We start from the raw sequence: 16,267 nt of genomic DNA on the forward strand, positions 1-16,267 counted from the left end.
TCGCCGGGGCCTCTAGGCTGGGCCGGGTGAGCATCGAGCTGGTGGGGCGCAGGCCCGAGGTCGCCCCCGAGCAGCTGATCGCCGCGCTGGTCCCGCCGCCGCACTTCGCGTCGGCGTCGTTCGACTCGTACGTGCCGGACCCGGCCCACCCGTCGCAGGGCGCCGCGCTCGCCGAGGTGCGAGAGTTCGCGGCGCCTCACCTGCGACGGTTCCGGTCGCGCAAGGGGCCCGGCATCGGGCTGTACCTCGACGGCGGATTCGGGGTGGGAAAGACCCACCTGCTCGCGTCGCTCGCGCACGCGCTGGGGCCGTCGCGCGCCGCCTTCGGCACGTTCGTGGAGTACACGAACCTGGTGGGCGCGCTCGGCTTCGCGAAGGCGCGCGAGGCGCTGTCCGAGTTCGGGGTCGTGTGCATCGACGAGTTCGAGCTCGACGACCCAGGCGACACGCTCATCATGGCGCGGCTCATGCGCGAGCTGACCGACGCGGGGACGTGCGTCGCCGCGACGTCGAACACGCTGCCCGATGCGCTGGGCGAGGGGCGCTTCGCCGCCGACGACTTCCAGCGGGAGATCCAGGCGGTCGCGCGGGTGTTCGAGACCGTGAGGATCGACGGTCCGGACTACCGCCACCGCGGCTCGCTGGACTTCCCGGCACCGTCCTCGGACGAGGTGCTCGCCGAGCTGGCGGCGGGGGACGGCGGTGCCTCGGTGACGTGGGGCGCGATCGTGGCCGACCTCGTGCATGTGCATCCGTCCCGCTACGGGGCGTACGTGGACGGGGTGGAGCGGCTCGCGATCAGCGGTGTCGCGCCGCTCGAGGATCAGAACCAGGCGCTGCGGGTGGTCGCGCTCGTGGACCGGCTGTACGACCGCGACGCGGTGGTCGCGGCGTCGGGTGTGCCGCTGCCCGAGGTGTTCACGCCCGAGATGATGCGGGGCGGATACCGCAAGAAGTACCTGCGCGCGCTGTCCCGGCTCGAGTCGATGGCCCACGCGGCGCTGGAGCACACGCGGCCCGTGTGACGGGTCCGGTCAGCGCTCCTTCTTGTTCTTCTTCTTGTTCTTCTTCTTGTTCTTCTTCGCCTGCGGGGCGGAGGCGGGCGCCGCATCGTCCGCGCCGCCCTCGCCGTCCTGGCCGCCCTTGCCGCCCGCATCGTCCGGGGGCAGAAGCGCCTCGAGGCGCGCCCGCTCGGCCGCCACGTCGAAGCCGGCCGGCGGCCACCCGAGGTCCATGTCCTCGAGGGTGTCGACGAGGAGCTGGGTGACGGCGAGCCGCGCGTACCACTTGCGGTCGGCCGGGACGACGTGCCAGGGCATCGAGGGGGTAGAGGTCGCGTCGAAGACGTCCTGGTAGGCATGCATGTACTCGTCCCAGCGCTCGCGCGCGTCGAGGTCGCTCGGGTCGTACTTCCAGAACTTCTCGGGGCGTTCGAGGCGCTCGGCGAGGCGTCCGAGCTGCTCACCGGGCGAGATCATCAGGGCGACCTTCACCACCGTGATGCCGGCGGCCTCCGTCTCGCGCTCGAAGCGGTTGATCTCGGCGTAGCGCTGCTGCCACGGGTCCCCGTCGACGAGCCCGGCGACGCGCGCGATCAGCACGTCCTCGTAGTGGGAGCGGTCGAACACGCCGATGCGGCCGGGGCGGGGGAGCGCGCGGCGCACGCGCCACAGGTAGTGGTGGCGGAGCTCCTCCGGTGTGGGCGCGCCGAACGAGCGCACCGCGACGCCCTGCGGGTCGACCATGCCGAGCACGTGCCGTGAGATGCCTCCCTTCCCCGACGTGTCCATGCCCTGGAGGACCAGCACGATGGCGCGCGAGCCGCCCGACCGGCCCTCCGCGAAAAGCATCTCCTGGAGGTCCGACAGCCGGGTGCCCAGCCTCGCCATGGCGGCCTTGCCCTCGGTCTTGCCGCCGCTGAAGCCGGGTGTGGCGCGGGTGTCGAACGAGCCGAGGTCGAAGTCGTCCCCCACACGCAGGATGTCCGACGGGCGCCCCCGCCATCCCGGAGCTGCCACGTGCGCCTCCCTGAACGTCGTCCTAACAGCCCACGATAACGGCGCCCCACCGGTCGCGGAGCGGTGGGGCTCCTGCTAAACCGGGTGGTGAGGCCCACCGGGAGCCTCGGGGGGTGAACAGTCATGTCGAGCAACACGGGTGCGAACGCCGGATGGGGCGGCACGTACTTCCTGGCGATCGTCGGGTCGGCGGTGTGGTTCTGGCAGCAGGCCGACGGGTTCTGGGAGCACGTCGGCGCGTTGCTGCAGGCGCTGGTGTGGCCGGCGTTCCTGATCTACGACGTGTTCGAGGCGCTCAACGCGTAGAGGCGGCGCGAGACCTGAGCGGTCGCGTGGGTCGGTTGCGTCCTGGGGGTGTGTTGGCGTGCGCCCGCGCCGCCTTGGCGGGCTGATGTCCCCGGGCCTGTGCGCGCTGGAAATTGTCCACATACCAGGGACGATGCTGCTGTGGCGTTGTCGGACCCTGGTGGTGGACTGGTTCCATGGAGTTCTCGGTGCTGGACGTCGCGAAGGGCTTGGTGCCGCTCAAGCCCTTCGAGCAGCGTGACCTGCGCACGCTGTCCGAGGACGAGCTCGCGACCGCGTTGGAGGTCGCCGGCAAGCTGGCACGGCTGGCGGACGTGCCGAGCGTGATGCTCGCCGCGGAGGTCCAGCGCCGTTCCAAGGACAAGCCCGGGGGTGGGATGGCGCGCAGGCGCGGGCACCGCAACGCCGCGGGTTTGGTGGCCAAGCAGCGGGGCGGGTCGGCCGGTCAGGCGCACGATGCGATCGCCACCGGCGGGCTGTTCGGCAGCGACGACGGCGACGGTGACGGTGACGAGAACTCCGGGGGCAGCGAGTCCGTGCCGTTCCCGCATGTGGCGGCCGCGGTCAAGGCCGGCGACCTCTCAAGCGCGCAGGCCGCACTGCTGATCGAGACCCTCGAAGCGTTGGACGGTGCGGGCGAGGAGGTCGAGCAGGCACTGGTGGCCAAGGCGTTGAAGCTGTCGCTGGCGGACCTGCGCAAGGCGTGCCTGGCGCTGCGGGCACGGTGGGACCAGGACCGGTGGTCCGAGCGCGAGAAGCGCCAGCGCGGCGAACGCTACCTGGCGCTGACGGAGAACGCCGACGGGATGGTCCGCATCACGGGGCTGTTGGATCCGGCGTCGGCGGCACCGATCAAGACGTGGTTCGACGCCCAGGTCAAGGCCGCCTTCCGCCAACGCCGCGAGGAAGGCCTGGGAGCGGCCCCGGCAGGTGAGGCCGGCCGGATCCGCGTCGACGCGCTCGTGGACCTCACCCGCCACGGGATGCGCTGCGAGGCGCCCGGCTCAGGAGTGTCCACGGAGGTCGTGATCCGTATCGACCACGACGCGCTGCGCACCGGGGTGGGGCTCGGCTCCTGTGATGCGGTGTCCACGCCGTTGTCGGCCGGTCAGACGCGACGCCTGGCCGTCGACATGAAGGTGCTCCCGATCGTTCTCGGCGGCGGCTCCCAGGTCCTCGACGTGGGCTACGCCCGCCGCTTCTTCACCCCCGCCCAACGCCACGCGTTGGCCGAACGTGACGGCGGCTGCGCCTTCTGCCACGCCCCCGTCGCCTGGTGCGACGCCCACCACATCGCCTGGTGGAAGGACCACGCCGGCCCCACCGACCTGTCCAACGGGGTGCTCCTTTGCACGAGATGCCACCACCGCATTCACGACGACGGCTGGCAGGTACGCGCCACCGCGACCAAGGTGTGGTTCATCCCGCCCACATCGGTCGACCCCCAGCAGCGACCCCGCCAAGGCGGCAAAGCCGCCCTCGAGGTCAACTTCGCCAGCACCACCCGCGCCAGCACCACCGCCCCACCCAGATGACCCCGCCCCGACGGCGCCCACCCAACCGGGAGGCGCCGCACCGGCACGCCCGGAAGGCGCTACGAGCGGGCGTGGGGCGATCAGCGCGGCAAGGCTTACTCCGCCGCCACCAGCGCCACCGCATCGGGCGCGAGCACGAGCCCGTCCTCGGTCGCCTCCACCGACCCGAAGGTCGCGAGTGCCGCGGAGGCGGCCGCGACGAGCATCGGCGCGTCCGACAGGTTCGCGTGCACGCGCACCGGGCCGTGCATCGTCAGCTGGCGCGGCGCCTGCTCCGAGGCGCCCGCGGGGTGCGCGGCCCAGGCCTCGGCCGAGAGCGTGAGCGCGCGCGCCTCCATGACCGAGGCGACCCATTGCTCGATGAGCCGATGCGACGCGGAGGAGGCCGACACCCCGGACCCGAGCTTCGACCGCAGGAACGTCTGCCGGTCCTGCGGATCGGGGACCTGGATCGACCCGCCGTACAGCTCCTCCCAGCCGTGACCCGCGAACTCGCTCATGCGCCCCTCGGAGACCGCGGAGCCCAGCGGCTCGTCGTGGTCCGTGAAGAACATGAACGGCCGGGTCTCCCCGTACTCCTCGCCCATGAACAGCATCGGCGTGAAGGGCGAGAGCAGCACCAGCGCGAGCGACGCGGCCTGCCCGCCGGGGGACAGGCGCGACGCCGGCCGGTCCCCGAGCGCGCGGTTGCCCACCTGGTCATGGTTCGAGGCGAACACGACGAAGCGCCGGCGGTCGGTGGACGCCGGTACCGGCTTGCCCCAGTCCTCGCCGCGGAAGGTGGAGAAGCCGCCGTCGTGCAGGAACACGTCGCGGTAGACCTTGTCGAGCGCCTCGATCGTCCCGAAGTCGCCGTAGTAGCCGTGGCGCTCGCCCGTGAGGTACGCGTGGAGCGCGTGGTGGACGTCGTCGGCCCACTGGGCTGTCATGCCGAGCCCGCCGTCGGCGACGGGGGTCACCATGGCGACGTCGTTGAGGTCGGACTCCGCGGTCAGCGAGAGCGGTCGCCCCAGCCGCGCCGCCAGCGCCGCGGTCTCGTCGGCGAGCTCCGCGAGGATGTGGCGCTCGGAGTCGTCGACCAGTGCGTGCACCGCGTCCAGGCGGAGCGCGTCGATGTGGAAGCCCTCGAACCACCGCAGCGCGTTGTCGACGATGAAGCGCCGCATGCCCTCGGCCGAGGGCTGGTCGAGGTTGACCGCCCAGCCCCAGGGCGTCTCGTGCGCGTCCGTGAAGTAGGGGCCGTACTGGGCGAGGTAGTTGCCGTCCGGGCCCAGGTGGTTGTAGACGATGTCGAGGCACACCCCGAGCCCGTGCTGATGCGCGCGGTCGACGAACCGCTGCAGCGCCGCCGGGCCGCCGTACGCCTCGTGGACCGCGTACAGCGCGACGCCGTCGTAGCCCCAGCCCCGGTCGCCCGGGAAGGCCGCGAGCGGCATGAGCTCGATCATCTCGACGCCCCGCGCCGCGAGGTCGCGGAGCTGGTGGCCGTCGATCGCGTCGAGCGTCCCGCCGGGGGTGAAGGTGCCCACGTGGAGCTCGTAGTGGACCGCTCCGCGGGCGTCCAGGCCGGCCCAAGCATCGTCCGCCCACGCGTAGGCGGCGGTGTCGAACGTCCGCGAGGAGCCGTGCACGCCGTGCGGCTGCCAGGCGCTGCGGGGGTCCGGGAACGGTCCGTTGCCGTCGACGACGAACGCGTAGTCGGTCCGTGCCGGCAGCCGCGGGCCCTCCCACCAGCCGTCGGCGGACGGCCGCATGGCGGCCGTGACGGGAGCGTCCGCCGGGCCGATGCGGCACTCGACCTTGGTCGCGGCGGGCGCCCAGACCCGCACCGGGGCGCTCACACCCGCTCCAGGAGCGCGACCGGGTGGTTCCTCAGCAGCTGCGCGAGCGGCGCCGAGCCGCCCTCGATCACCTGGCGGCCGATGACGTCGCGCCAGTGGCCCTCGGGCAGCTGGACCGTGTGCTCGGACCACCCGCCCAGGCGCTCGAGCTCGAGCGCGGCGCGCGTCGCCACCGTGATGGACTCGACCTCGTCGCCGGCGGTGCGGGCGAACACGACCGCGTGACCCGAGGAGGATGCGAGGGGCACGTAGCCCGCCTGCGCGCCGATGAACGCCTCGGGGTGGTCGCGGCGCAGGCGCAGCGCCGCCGAGGTGACGAGCAGCTTCTCCTCGGCGAGGCCGCGCGGCTTGGCCCGCCGGCTGAGGCGGCGCAGCGTCTCGTCGCGCAGGTCGAAGTCGACGGGGCGGCGGTTGTCGGGGTCGACGAGGCTGGGAGCGAGCAGCTCCGTGCCCTGGTAGACGTCCGGGACGCCGGGGATCGTGAGCTGCAGGAGCTTCTGGCTGAGGATCGCGGCGCGCACGCCGGTCGCGGTGAGCCGGTTCCAGCCCTCGACCGCCTCGCGCACCGCTGGGTCGGCGTGGGTGGTCTGCGCGAACCACAGCACCTGCGACTCGTAGGTCTCGTTGACCGACGTCCACGTGGTGTGGGACTTCGCCTCCCGCATCGCCTTGAGGAGGTAGCCCTCGAGGCGGTCCCAGGCCATGAGGCCGTCCTCGTCGGACGTGCCGACGAGGGTCTGCCACCAGAGGTTCTCGGTGCGCCCGTCGAGCTCGGCCGGGCGCAGCTCCTCGGTGATGGCGCGCAGGTGCTGGACCAGCTCGTCCCACTGGTCCGCGGCCTCCGACAGCACGCCGAGCCGCGCCCGGACGTCCTCCGAGCGCTTGGTGTCGTGGGTCGACAGGCACGTCATGGCGTGGGGGAAGATCTGCTGCTGCTCGTGGGCCCACGCGTGGAACGCGGCGGGCGGCATCGCGAAGCGGCCGGCGGGGGAGCCGACCTCGCACAGCGGCAGCAGGTGGGTCCACCGGTAGTAGGCGGTGTCCTCGACGCCCTTCGCCATCACCGCGCCGCAGGCCTGCTGGAAGCGGGTGATGAGCTCGGCGCGCTTGGCGTCCGTGGTGCGGCCGGCCGAGCCGACCTCCGCCCCCTTGATGAGGTCCACCACCACGTCGAGCGTCTCGTGACGCTCGGGGTCGAGCACCCGGCGGGCCCGCTCGGCGGCGTGGTCGATGACCTCGGCGGAGGCGGGGCGCGCCTTCTCGCCGGCCACCACGTAGGCGCGGTACCGGTCGAAGGTGACGAGCAGTGTGCGGAGGCAGTCGTAGAGCGCCCGCCAGGTGTGGTCGCGCAGGCGGACGTCCGTGGTGCAGATGTTGTGCGCGATCGTCGCGAGGCGGTGGACCTCGCTCGAGAGGGACTCGCGCACGATCTCCCACTTGGCGGCGTCGATCATGTCGGGCAGCTCGCCCATGGCGTCGCCGGCGACCCGGTGGAGCGTGCCGGCGAGGGGTGCGGCGCCGGAGGGGTCGCGCAGCAGCGCGCCCACCCGCCACGAGGCGTCGTAGCCGGTGGTGCCGGCGCAGCGCCACGTGGTCGGCAGCCGCTCCTCGTCCTCGAGGATCTTCTCGACCACGATCCACGCGCCGTTGGTCGCCTCGGACAGCCGGGCGATGTAGCCCTCCGGGTCGGCCAGGCCGTCGGGGTGGTCGATGCGGAGCCCGTGGAGGGTGCCGTCGTTGATGAGGGCGACGATGCGCTCGTGGGTCGCGTCGAACACGTCCTCGTCCTCGACCCGCACCGCCACCAGCGAGCCGACGTCGAAGAAGCGCCGGTAGTTGAGCTCCTCGTTCGCGACCCGCCAGTACGCGAGCCGGTAGTGCTGCTCCTCGACGAGCGACGCGAGCGGCAGGTGCTCGGTGCCGGTGCGGATCGGGAACACGTGGTCCCAGTAGCGCAGGACGGGCACCTCGCCGCGGTCCTCGAGCCCGGGCACGACCATGTGGTCGACGGACAGCTCGCCCGCGGACAGCACGGTGCCGATGCGCTGGCCGAGCACCGGCATCAGCACGGGCTCGCCGGACTCCCAGTCGACGTCGAACCAGTGCGCGAACGGCGACTCGAGCCCGTGCTCCAGGACCGACCACAGCGCCTTGTTGTGGAACACGGGCGTCGGCACGGCCATGTGGTTGGGGACCACGTCCGCGACCAGCCCGATGCCGCGCTCGCCGGCCTGCCACGACAAGTTACGCAGCCCCTGCTCGCCGCCGAGCACCTCTGCGATGCGCGAGTGGTCGACCACGTCGTAGAAGTGCGTCGAGCCCGGTGCGGCCGTGAGGATGGGGGAGAGGTACAGGTGCGAGACGCCCAGCGATGCGAAGTAGTCGAGGCGCGCCGCCGCGTCCGCGAAGGTGAAGTCCTCGCTCAGCTGCAGGCGGTAGGTGGACACGGGGACCTGTGCGCCGACGCGGTGCCCCTGCCTCTTCGTGCTCCTCGATCGATCGTGCGTGACGTCTGTCGTCATAGAGAGAACCAGCCTCCTCAGGGTGTGACCATCATGACAGACACGCCCCGGGGAGGCTGGTATTCCCTTGGGAGGGCTTTTACTTCACCCTGACCTCGATCTCGACCGGGATGTTGCCGCGCGTGGCGTTCGAGTACGGGCACATCTGCTCCGCCTTCTCGGCGACCCGGTCGGCGGTCTCCTGGTCCAGGCCGGTCGCGGTGACGGTGAGCCGCACGCCGAGCCCGAAGCGGTTGAGGGCGACCGGGCCGATGCCGACCCGCGCGGTCACCCGCGACTCGACCAGCTTCACCTTGAGCAGCTTCGCCGCGCCCTGGAAGGCGGAGTTGAAGCACGCCGCGAAGCCGGACGCGAACAGCTGCTCGGGGTTGGTCTTCTTGGGCTTGGTGAGCGGGTTGGGGATGACGAGGTCGAGGTCGAGCAGCCCGTCGCTCGTGGCGACGCGGCCGTTGCGGCCGTCGCCCGTCGCGGTCGCCTCCGCGGTGTAGAACGCCTTAGGCCGGCGCGGCGCGCCGTCGTGCGTCGTCTCCTCGCCGGGGGTGATGTCGACGGCGTCCTCGGTCGCCACGGTGTCGGTCTGCTCGGTCATGCGCTCCTCCTGGGGTCGTGGGGGTCCCACCGCCGGAATGGACCGACGGTTGTAGAGTTACTAGTACGTCTACATGAAGCCGAACGCAAGTCGGGGCAGGATGGATTCCCGGAGGAGCGAACGAATCTCGCGAGAGGAGCGGTGATGACGACCGTGACAGCCGGACCTCCGCGCCCCGTGCGCGGCTCCGGCGTGCGCGACGCGATCCTCGACGTCGCCGCCGCGCAGTTCGCCGAGCACGGCATCCGCGCGGTGAGCGCGGACCGCATCCTCGCGGAGGCGGGCTTCTCGAAGGTCACCTTCTACCGGCACTTCCCGACCAAGGACGATGCGGTGGTCGCCTACCTCGAGCGCGAGCTCGCCCGCGTGCGCGCCGTGATCGAGGCGTCTGCCGCGGACGACATCGACCTCGGCGCGCTGTCCGCGGCCCTCACCGAGGAGATGTGCCGGCCCCACTTCCGGGGCTGCCCGTTCATCAACGCCGCCGCCGAGTACCCGGACCCCGAGCACCCCGTGCGCCGCGTCGTCGCCGACTTCCGCGCCCTCATGCTGGGGGCGATCGACGCGTGGCTGGAGCGCCGTGGCGTGCGGGAGCGTGCCGCGCTGGCCGAGCAGATCATGATGCTGCGCGACGGTGCGCTCGTGGCCGGCTACCTCGACCACGACCCGGACGGCGTGGCCCGCGCTCTCGCGGGCGCGATCGGCGCGCTCGTCGACGACGCTGTCGACGACGCCGTCGACGAAGCGGTCGGCGACGGGGTCGAGGACGCGTCGTGACGGACGCATGGGAGGTGCGGGACTGGCGCGTCCGCGTCGCGGACCTCTACGCGGAGGTCAGGAGCGAGCCCGATCCCGAGGTCGCCCACCGCATGTGGGCGCACGGGCGTGCGGCCCTGCTGCGGGACCACCCGGCGACGCCGGTGCCGGCGGCGGCCCGCGCATCGTTCACCCCCGAGGTGGCGCCGTACGACCCGGCCCTGCGCTTCGTCGTCCCGGTCGAGGAGGCGGCGCCGGAGCGTCGCGAGGTCCCCACGCCGACCGACGGCGTGGTGCCGTTCGAGCGCGTCGGCCGCGTGAGCCTTCCCGGCGTCGGCGGCCTCGACGTGTGGTGGCTCGACAGCTACGGCGGCGGGATCTTCGTGCCGCTCAAGGACGGCTCGCCCCGCACGTACGGGGGCGGCCGGTACGTCCTCGACACGGTCAAGGGAGCGGACCTCGGCGGCACGCGCGACGCGCTCGTGGTCGACCTCAACTTCGCCTACCAGCCCTCGTGCGCGTACTCGTCGGACTGGGTGTGCCCGCTGCCGGGGCCCGGCAACACCCTCGCCGTGGCGGTCGAGGCCGGCGAGCTGTACGTGCCGGTCGAGGGCTAGGTCTGGGGCTGGTCCGCCGCCGGATCGTCGAGCGAGTCGTGGTGCGCCGCGGACATCCGGAGCAGCTCGATGACCGTCTTGGGGTGGTAGGCGGACAGCCGGTCGGCCACGAGCGACATCACCGCGCCGGTGCCGACGTCCGTGAGGCGCAGCACGATGTCCGTGAGCCGCCCCGTGACCTCGACCTCGAGGCCGTGGCGCGCGAAGGTGCCCATGAGGTAGGCGCGCTCCGGGTGCGCCGCGAAGAAGCCGTGGGGGAGGCCGAGCACGTGCACCTGCGTGGGCGTGACCGCGAGGCAGACGTGGGGCGGCAGCTCCGCATGGTGGGCCGCGAGGTCCTCGCCGAGGTGCGCGCCGGCCGCGACCGTCTCGGGCGCGCCGGTGTCGTCGTGCGCGACGTGGCTGTCGGCGCGGCCGTTCCAGATCGGGTCGTCGAGCGCCGTCTCCGGCATGAACTCGGCGACGTCCATGATGCTGTCGTCGCCGGTGGCGGCCCTCGCCGCCGTCTTGAGCCGTTCCTCGCGTGACATGCTCCGCCTCCTCCGGGCGCCCAGGCCGCGACGCCCTCCCTGCCACCGTACGCGCAGGTCCCGGGGCGGTGCAGGGGAGCGGGCGGGGATGTGGGCGGTCGGCGATGCGGCGTGCCGTGGCCCGCGTCCCTGGGACCTCCGGCCCTCTCGCGGCCCCTCGAGCGGTGAAACGATTCACGTCAGGTGTTCGCGTCTCCAGCGGTGTCGGCCGCGCGCGGGCCCGGGAATGGAGGTGCGACGTGGCACATCGGATGATCTGGAACCAGACCGCCTACTTCGGCGCGGGGGCCATCGAGGTGATCCCCGGAGAGCTCGAGTCGCGAGGCTTCTCGAAGGCGTTCGTCGTGTCCGACAAGGTCCTGATCGAGTCCGGCGTCACCGCGAAGGTGACGGCGCTCCTCGACGCGGCGGGATTCCCGTACGAGGTGTACTCCGACGTGCTGCCCAACCCGCCCATCGAGAACGTCCAGGCGGGCGTCGAGGCCTTCACGACCGCGGGCGCCGACGTGCTCATCGCGGTCGGCGGCGGCTCGCCGCAGGACACCTGCAAGGCGATCGGCATCATCATCGCGAACCCGGAGTTCGCGGACGTGCGCTCGCTCGAGGGCGTGGCGCCGACCAAGAACCCCTCGGTCCCGATCATCGCGGTGCCCACCACCGCGGGCACCGCGTCGGAGACCACGATCAACTACGTCATCACCGACGTCGAGCTCAACCGCAAGTTCGTGTGCGTCGACCCCCACGACATCCCGATCCTCGCGGTCGTCGACGCCGACATGATGGCCACCGCGCCCCGCGCGCTCAAGGTCGCGACCGGCCTGGACGCGCTCACGCACGCCATCGAGGGCTACACCACCAAGGGCGCGTGGGAGCTGTCCGACCTCTTCCACCTCAAGGCCATCCAGGTGATCGCGGCCTCGCTGCGCGCCGCGGCCGACGGGGACGGCGAGGCGATGGAGCGCATGGCGCTCGCGCAGTACATCGCCGGCATGGGCTACTCCAACGTGGGACTTGGCATCGTGCACGCGATGGCGCACCCGCTCGGCGCGTTCTACGCGGCCCCGCACGGCGTCGCCAACGGCATCCTGCTCGCCCCCGTGATGGCGTTCAACGCACCCGAGACGGGGGAGAAGTACCGCGACATCGCCGCTGCCTTCGGCGTCGAGAACGCCTACGGCATGCCGCTCGACGAGGCCCGCGAGGCCGCCGTCGACGCCGTCGCGCAGCTCACGCGCGACCTGGGCAACCCGCTCGGCATCGACGAGATCGGGGCCAGGTCGGAGGACATCCCGGCGCTCGCGCAGGCCGCGTTCGACGACGTCTGCGCGGGAGGCAACCCCCGCGAGACCACCGTCGCGCAGTTCGAGACGCTGTACCGCTCGCTCCTGGGCGTGTCCGTGGGCTGACCTGGGACGATGCGCGAGGGCCGTCGGCGGGAGCCGGCGGCCCTCGTCGCGTCCGGTCGGATCCCTACACGCCCTCGACCGCCTCCAGCCGGCCGGTGCGCACCGCCGCGACCAGCGCCGCGTGGTCGCGCTCGGCGACGTCCGCGTAGCGCCGGGACCAGACCGCGATGGCTTCGTCGAACGTCGTGCCGTTGCCGAGGTAGCCCCGGATGGCGCCCGCGCCGGCGCTCTGCGCGTGCGCCCTTGCCAGCAGCGCGCCGCACACCCCGGCGTAGCCCGCGAGCGCCGCGGGCGTGAGCGCCTCGAGGTCGACCGCGCCCTTCATGTCCCGGAACTGGCGGATGTAGTAGTCGTGGCCGTCGTACGCGAACCAGCCGAGGAATCGGTCCGACACCGCCTGCATGACGCGCTGCCCGGTCACCACCCGCCAGCCCTCGCGGCCTGGGCCGCCCGGCGTCGAGAGCGCGCGCCGCGCCTGGGCGAAGGGCATCCCGCCGTGGCTCACGAGCACCGAGGGGCGCGCCTCCTTCGCCTGGAGGAACAGGGGCTCGCCGGACGGGCCGACGAGCAGCACGATGTGGGCACGCAGCCCGACCGACCCGACGCCGACCGCGCGGAACGCCCCGTCGACCACCGTGAACTGCTCGAGCAGCGCGACCACGTCGGGCGCCGTCGTGTCCCGGTACGCCTCCATGAGCCGCAGGGCCGCCTCCGGCGCCACGAGGCCCAGGTGGCGCAGCACGGGCGGCTCATCGACGATCCGCAGCGCGGTCCCCGAGCCCTCGGTGGTGATGGAGCGCAGCACGCGGGTCGACGTGCGGCGTCGCGCCTTCCGCTCGGCCTTGCGCATGAGGTCGCGCACCGCGGTGCCCCGGGCCGACTCCTCGAGGCGATCGGCCTCGACCCGGTAGTAGAAGCGCTCGAGGGCGGTCATCTCGAAGAGCCGGTGGAGCGCGCGACGGTAGGCCCGCACCGCCTCCGCCACCGCATCGCCGCACTCGTCCTCCGACGCGCCGACGTCCCTGCCGGCGAGCACGATGCTCGCGCCGAGGCGCTTGACGTCCCATTCCCACGGGGCGACGGTGACCTCGTCGAAGTCGTTGAGGTCGAACATCAGCCGGCGCTCGGGGGAGGCGTAGAGCCCGAAGTTCGCCACATGGGCGTCCCCGCAGGCGACGACCCGCACGTCGGTGCGCGGGGCGTCGCGGAGGTCGTGGGCCATCTGGGCGGCGCTTCCCCGGTAGAAGGCGAAGGGCGACTGCATCATGCGCCCCACGCGGATCGGCACCATGTCGGGCATGCGGGTCGCGTGCTGCTCCTCGAGCAGGCCGATGACGTCCCGGTCCGGCAGGTCGAGCGCGGCGTGGTCCCGCCGCCTCAGCGCGTGGCGGAGCTCGCGACCGCGCCGGAGCTGCTCGGAGAGCGTCGGGCGCGCCTCGAGCGGATCCTGCGAGACGGGCATGCCTCCATCATCGAGCGGCGCGCCGCCGGGCGCGCGGGCTGGAGACGACAGAAGGCCCCCGGGGCGAACCCGGGGGCCTTCGTGCGTGGTGGGCGATACTGGGATCGAACCAGTGACCTCTTCCGTGTCAGGGAAGCGCGCTACCGCTGCGCCAATCGCCCGTCTTCTCCAGACGGAGCGACCGCCGGCTTCCCCTGGGGGAGACCGGCGGTCCTTGGAGCGGACGACGGGACTCGAACCCGCGACCCTCACCTTGGCAAGGTGATGCTCTACCAACTGAGCCACGTCCGCGTTGCCGGGGCAGAAGCCTCGGACTTCATGAGGATCCCGAAGGAACCTCGTGGTGGGCGATACTGGGATCGAACCAGTGACCTCTTCCGTGTCAGGGAAGCGCGCTACCGCTGCGCCAATCGCCCGAGGTGGAGATGGGATTCGAACCCACGTATACGGCTTTGCAGGCCGCTGCCTCGCCTCTCGGCCACTCCACCGTAGTGCCGTAACCTAGGGCTACGACGCTCCGAGCGGACGACGGGACTCGAACCCGCGACCCTCACCTTGGCAAGGTGATGCTCTACCAACTGAGCCACGTCCGCATGTCTGGGCTGTTGCCCTGACGAGAGATAGACCTTAGCGGATATCGGCGCGCGAAACCAAATCGGCGGGCGGCTGAGCGTGTCGCCCCGTTCGGCCCCCGTTCACCGCCACCGCTAGCGTGGGCGGCATGCGATGGGAGGACGATCCGCGCCGGTCCGGCAGCGCCGCGTTCCGGGGCGTTCGCGCGTCCCGGCCGGTCGAGCACGTCGACCTCGCGCGGCACGCCGCGCGGGTGGCGGAGGGCGGGTTCTGGGTCGTCGTCGCGACCTTCGAGGGCCGCCTCGACGCGTGGCGCATGGCCGACGTCGAGAGGGACGATGCGGTGCCCGAGCCGGCGCCCGGCCGGGAGTGGGAGGGCCCGTCGCCCGAGGCGTGGACCACGTCCCTGGACAGGGACGCCTACGTCGCGGGCGTGGACGCGATCCGCGCCGACATCCGCGAGGGCGAGGTCTACCAGGTCAACCTGTGCCGCATGCTCGAGGCGGCCCTGCCCGCCGCCGAGCCCGGCCCCGACGCGGTCGCGCTCGCGCATCGTCTCGCGACGGGCAACCCGGCCCGCTTCGCCTCGCGCATCGTCATCCCGCGCACGGAGTCGTGGCCGGGCGCCTGGGTCGTCTCGGCGTCGCCGGAGCTGTACCTGCGGGTGGACGGCCCCCGCGTCGCGTCGAGCCCGATCAAGGGCACGTGCGCGCCGGGGGAGTCGATGCTGCCCAAGGACGAGGCGGAGAACGTGATGATCACGGACCTCATCCGCAACGACGTCTCGCACGTGGCGATGCCCGGATCGGTCACGGTGCCGGAGTTCCTGGGCCTGCACGAGCACCCGGGCCTCGTGCACCTGCAGTCGACCGTCGAGGCCCGGCTCGCGCCCGCCTACGACTGGACGCCGGAGCTGTGGCCCGCGCTGCTCGACGGGACGTTCCCGCCCGGCTCGGTGTCGGGCGCGCCGAAGTCGTCGGCGCTGCGCATCATCGACCGCGAGGAGACCACCGACCGCGGTGCGTACTGCGGCGGCATCGGCTGGATCGACGCGGACACCCGGACCGCCGAGCTCGCGGTCGGCATCCGCACCTTCGCGTGGTCCCCGGACCAGGGCGGACGCCTCCGCTTCGGCACCGGTGCGGGCATTACGTGGGGATCTGACCCATATGGGGAGTGGGAGGAGACCGAGCTCAAGGCGCGTCGGTTGATCGGCCTGGCCTCGGGCACCACAATGACGCCATGACAACGCTGGTGTGGGCTGGGGGGCTCCTGCGTGCCGAGGACGATCCGATCGTCCGCGCGGGGGACCACGGATGGACCGTCGGTGACGGCGTGTTCGAGACGATGGAGGTGGTCGGCGGCCGCGCGTTCGCGCTGCGCCGACACCTCAAGAGGCTGGCCTACTCGGCCGCGCGCATGGGCATGCAGCCCGTGGACGAGGACGCGGTGCGGGAGGCGATCGGCGAGGTGCTCGCCGCCGGGACCGGGCTCACGCGGGTGCGCGTGACGGTCTCCTCGGGTCCGGGGCCGATGTCCTCGGCCCGCGGGACGGGACCGCACACCATCGTCGTGACCGCGAACGACGGGCCCGCGCTCACCGAGTGCCGGGCCGTCCGCGTGCCGTGGCGGCGCAACGAGCGCTCGCCCATCGCGGGCGTGAAGAGCACGTCGTACGCCGAGAACGTCGTGATGATGGAGTTCGCGCGCTCGCGCGGCGCCGACGAGGCGCTCATGGCCAACACCCACGGCCACCTGTGCGAGGGCACCGCGAGCAACATCCTCATCGAGCGCGGCGACGAGATCGTCACGCCGCCGCTGGCCTCGGGCTGCCTGCCCGGCATCGTGCGCGGCCTCGCGCTCGAGTGGGGCTCCGACGCCGGGATCCCGATCCGCGCCGCCGCGCCGGGAGAGCTCGACATGGGCGTGCTCGACGAGGTGGTGCGCGGCGAGGCCTTCGCCGCGGTCACGTCCTCGACGCGCCGCGTCCAGCCGCTCACCGCGCTCGACGGCACGCTCGTGGAGAGGGGCCCGCTGCTCGAGCAGCTGGCGGCGGTCTTCGACGTGCACGCCGCGCGGGACGCGGACCCTGCACCGAGGCACTCCAAATAG

Annotated in this window: 14 protein-coding genes and 5 tRNA genes; 8 read left to right on the forward strand and 11 right to left on the reverse strand. The window is 72.5% G+C overall.

Going from position 1 to position 16,267, the window contains the following annotated elements; genetic code table 11:
- Positions 1 to 26: 26 nt before the first annotated feature.
- On the forward strand, positions 27 to 1,025 hold the full coding sequence (gene zapE, locus AOM02_RS00390; protein ID WP_062296193.1) for a cell division protein ZapE: 999 nt from the start codon (positions 27 to 29) through the stop codon (positions 1,023 to 1,025).
- Positions 1,026 to 1,034: 9 nt separating this feature from the next.
- Here the strand turns inward: zapE and AOM02_RS00395 are convergent, their stop codons facing one another.
- Positions 1,035 to 2,018, reverse strand: coding sequence for a PPK2 family polyphosphate kinase (locus tag AOM02_RS00395; RefSeq protein WP_062295480.1), 984 nt, complete (start codon positions 2,016 to 2,018; stop codon positions 1,035 to 1,037).
- A gap of 123 nt (positions 2,019 to 2,141) precedes the next feature.
- Here AOM02_RS00395 and AOM02_RS00400 point away from each other — a divergent pair, with 123 nt between their 5' ends.
- Both AOM02_RS00400 and AOM02_RS00405 read left to right on the forward strand, forming a co-directional pair.
- Positions 2,142 to 2,324, forward strand: a complete 183-nt coding sequence (locus AOM02_RS00400; protein ID WP_062295482.1) for a hypothetical protein — start codon at positions 2,142 to 2,144, stop codon at positions 2,322 to 2,324.
- Positions 2,325 to 2,500: 176 nt separating this feature from the next.
- Positions 2,501 to 3,859, forward strand: coding sequence for an HNH endonuclease signature motif containing protein (locus tag AOM02_RS00405; protein ID WP_062295484.1), 1,359 nt, complete (start codon positions 2,501 to 2,503; stop codon positions 3,857 to 3,859).
- 95 nt (positions 3,860 to 3,954) lie between these two features.
- Here the strand turns inward: AOM02_RS00405 and treZ are convergent, their stop codons facing one another.
- The 3 genes from treZ to AOM02_RS00420 all read right to left on the reverse strand — a co-directional run bounded on the left by treZ (position 3,955) and on the right by AOM02_RS00420 (position 8,811).
- The gene (gene treZ / locus AOM02_RS00410) at positions 3,955 to 5,700 is read right to left on the reverse strand and encodes a malto-oligosyltrehalose trehalohydrolase (protein ID WP_062295486.1); all 1,746 of its coding nucleotides are present in this window, start codon (positions 5,698 to 5,700) and stop codon (positions 3,955 to 3,957) included.
- On the reverse strand, positions 5,697 to 8,147 hold the full coding sequence (gene treY / locus AOM02_RS00415) for a malto-oligosyltrehalose synthase (RefSeq protein ID WP_369343983.1): 2,451 nt from the start codon (positions 8,145 to 8,147) through the stop codon (positions 5,697 to 5,699). The genes treZ and treY overlap by 4 nt, the downstream gene beginning before the upstream one ends.
- 154 nt (positions 8,148 to 8,301) lie before the next feature.
- Positions 8,302 to 8,811: an organic hydroperoxide resistance protein gene (locus AOM02_RS00420; protein ID WP_082104784.1), complete on the reverse strand. Its 510-nt coding sequence runs from the start codon at positions 8,809 to 8,811 to the stop codon at positions 8,302 to 8,304.
- Between the two features lie 144 nt (positions 8,812 to 8,955).
- On the opposite strand from AOM02_RS00420, the gene AOM02_RS00425 reads away from it, so the two are divergent.
- Together AOM02_RS00425 and AOM02_RS00430 are read left to right on the forward strand one after the other, a co-directional pair.
- Entirely contained in the window at positions 8,956 to 9,588 is a 633-nt protein-coding gene (locus AOM02_RS00425) for a TetR/AcrR family transcriptional regulator (RefSeq protein WP_082104785.1), read from the forward strand.
- The gene (locus AOM02_RS00430) at positions 9,585 to 10,184 is read left to right on the forward strand and encodes a DUF1684 domain-containing protein (protein WP_062295489.1); all 600 of its coding nucleotides are present in this window, start codon (positions 9,585 to 9,587) and stop codon (positions 10,182 to 10,184) included. Before AOM02_RS00425 ends, AOM02_RS00430 begins: the two co-directional genes overlap by 4 nt.
- Here AOM02_RS00430 and AOM02_RS00435 read toward each other — a convergent pair.
- Positions 10,181 to 10,714, reverse strand: a complete 534-nt coding sequence (locus AOM02_RS00435; protein WP_062295491.1) for a hypothetical protein — start codon at positions 10,712 to 10,714, stop codon at positions 10,181 to 10,183. The two genes, AOM02_RS00430 and AOM02_RS00435, sit on opposite strands and share 4 nt — an antisense overlap.
- A 239-nt stretch (positions 10,715 to 10,953) precedes the next feature.
- Between AOM02_RS00435 and fucO the strand changes: the two genes are divergently transcribed.
- Positions 10,954 to 12,120, forward strand: coding sequence for a lactaldehyde reductase (gene fucO / locus AOM02_RS00440; protein WP_062295493.1), 1,167 nt, complete (start codon positions 10,954 to 10,956; stop codon positions 12,118 to 12,120).
- Between the two features lie 64 nt (positions 12,121 to 12,184).
- On the opposite strand, the gene AOM02_RS00445 is transcribed toward fucO, so the two are convergent.
- From AOM02_RS00445 to AOM02_RS00470, 6 genes are all read right to left on the reverse strand, one after another.
- Positions 12,185 to 13,582 (reverse strand): DUF2252 domain-containing protein, encoded by a 1,398-nt coding sequence (locus AOM02_RS00445; RefSeq protein ID WP_062295495.1) that lies wholly within the window; start codon positions 13,580 to 13,582, stop codon positions 12,185 to 12,187.
- Positions 13,583 to 13,668: 86 nt separating this feature from the next.
- Positions 13,669 to 13,743 (reverse strand) — tRNA-Val (locus AOM02_RS00450).
- A gap of 54 nt (positions 13,744 to 13,797) precedes the next feature.
- Positions 13,798 to 13,873, reverse strand: a tRNA-Gly gene (locus tag AOM02_RS00455).
- A gap of 50 nt (positions 13,874 to 13,923) precedes the next feature.
- Positions 13,924 to 13,998, reverse strand: a tRNA-Val gene (locus tag AOM02_RS00460).
- 1 nt (position 13,999) lies between these two features.
- A tRNA-Cys gene (locus AOM02_RS00465) sits at positions 14,000 to 14,070 on the reverse strand.
- A gap of 32 nt (positions 14,071 to 14,102) precedes the next feature.
- Positions 14,103 to 14,175: transfer RNA gene (locus AOM02_RS00470), tRNA-Gly, on the reverse strand.
- Between the two features lie 128 nt (positions 14,176 to 14,303).
- On the opposite strand from AOM02_RS00470, the gene AOM02_RS00475 reads away from it, so the two are divergent.
- Together AOM02_RS00475 and AOM02_RS00480 are read left to right on the forward strand one after the other, a co-directional pair.
- Complete coding sequence (locus AOM02_RS00475; protein WP_062295497.1) at positions 14,304 to 15,401, forward strand: chorismate-binding protein; 1,098 nt, start codon at positions 14,304 to 14,306, stop codon at positions 15,399 to 15,401.
- A complete protein-coding gene (locus AOM02_RS00480; protein ID WP_062295499.1) occupies positions 15,398 to 16,267 on the forward strand; it encodes an aminotransferase class IV in 870 nt (289 codons plus the stop codon). Before AOM02_RS00475 ends, AOM02_RS00480 begins: the two co-directional genes overlap by 4 nt.

The organism is Demequina maris (genome assembly GCF_000971155.1).
GTDB classification, from domain to species: domain Bacteria; phylum Actinomycetota; class Actinomycetes; order Actinomycetales; family Demequinaceae; genus Demequina; species Demequina maris.

Coding starts and splice junctions, on each gene's coding strand:
- AOM02_RS00435 (WP_062295491.1), bottom strand. CDS start 10,714: ATGTCACGCGAGGAACGGCTCAAGACGGCGGCGAGGGCCGCCACCGGC.
- AOM02_RS00400 (WP_062295482.1), top strand. CDS start 2,142: ATGTCGAGCAACACGGGTGCGAACGCCGGATGGGGCGGCACGTACTTC.
- AOM02_RS00420 (WP_082104784.1), bottom strand. CDS start 8,811: ATGACCGAGCAGACCGACACCGTGGCGACCGAGGACGCCGTCGACATC.
- AOM02_RS00445 (WP_062295495.1), bottom strand. CDS start 13,582: ATGCCCGTCTCGCAGGATCCGCTCGAGGCGCGCCCGACGCTCTCCGAG.
- AOM02_RS00475 (WP_062295497.1), top strand. CDS start 14,304: ATGCGATGGGAGGACGATCCGCGCCGGTCCGGCAGCGCCGCGTTCCGG.
- AOM02_RS00405 (WP_062295484.1), top strand. CDS start 2,501: ATGGAGTTCTCGGTGCTGGACGTCGCGAAGGGCTTGGTGCCGCTCAAG.
- AOM02_RS00480 (WP_062295499.1), top strand. CDS start 15,398: ATGACAACGCTGGTGTGGGCTGGGGGGCTCCTGCGTGCCGAGGACGAT.
- AOM02_RS00425 (WP_082104785.1), top strand. CDS start 8,956: ATGACGACCGTGACAGCCGGACCTCCGCGCCCCGTGCGCGGCTCCGGC.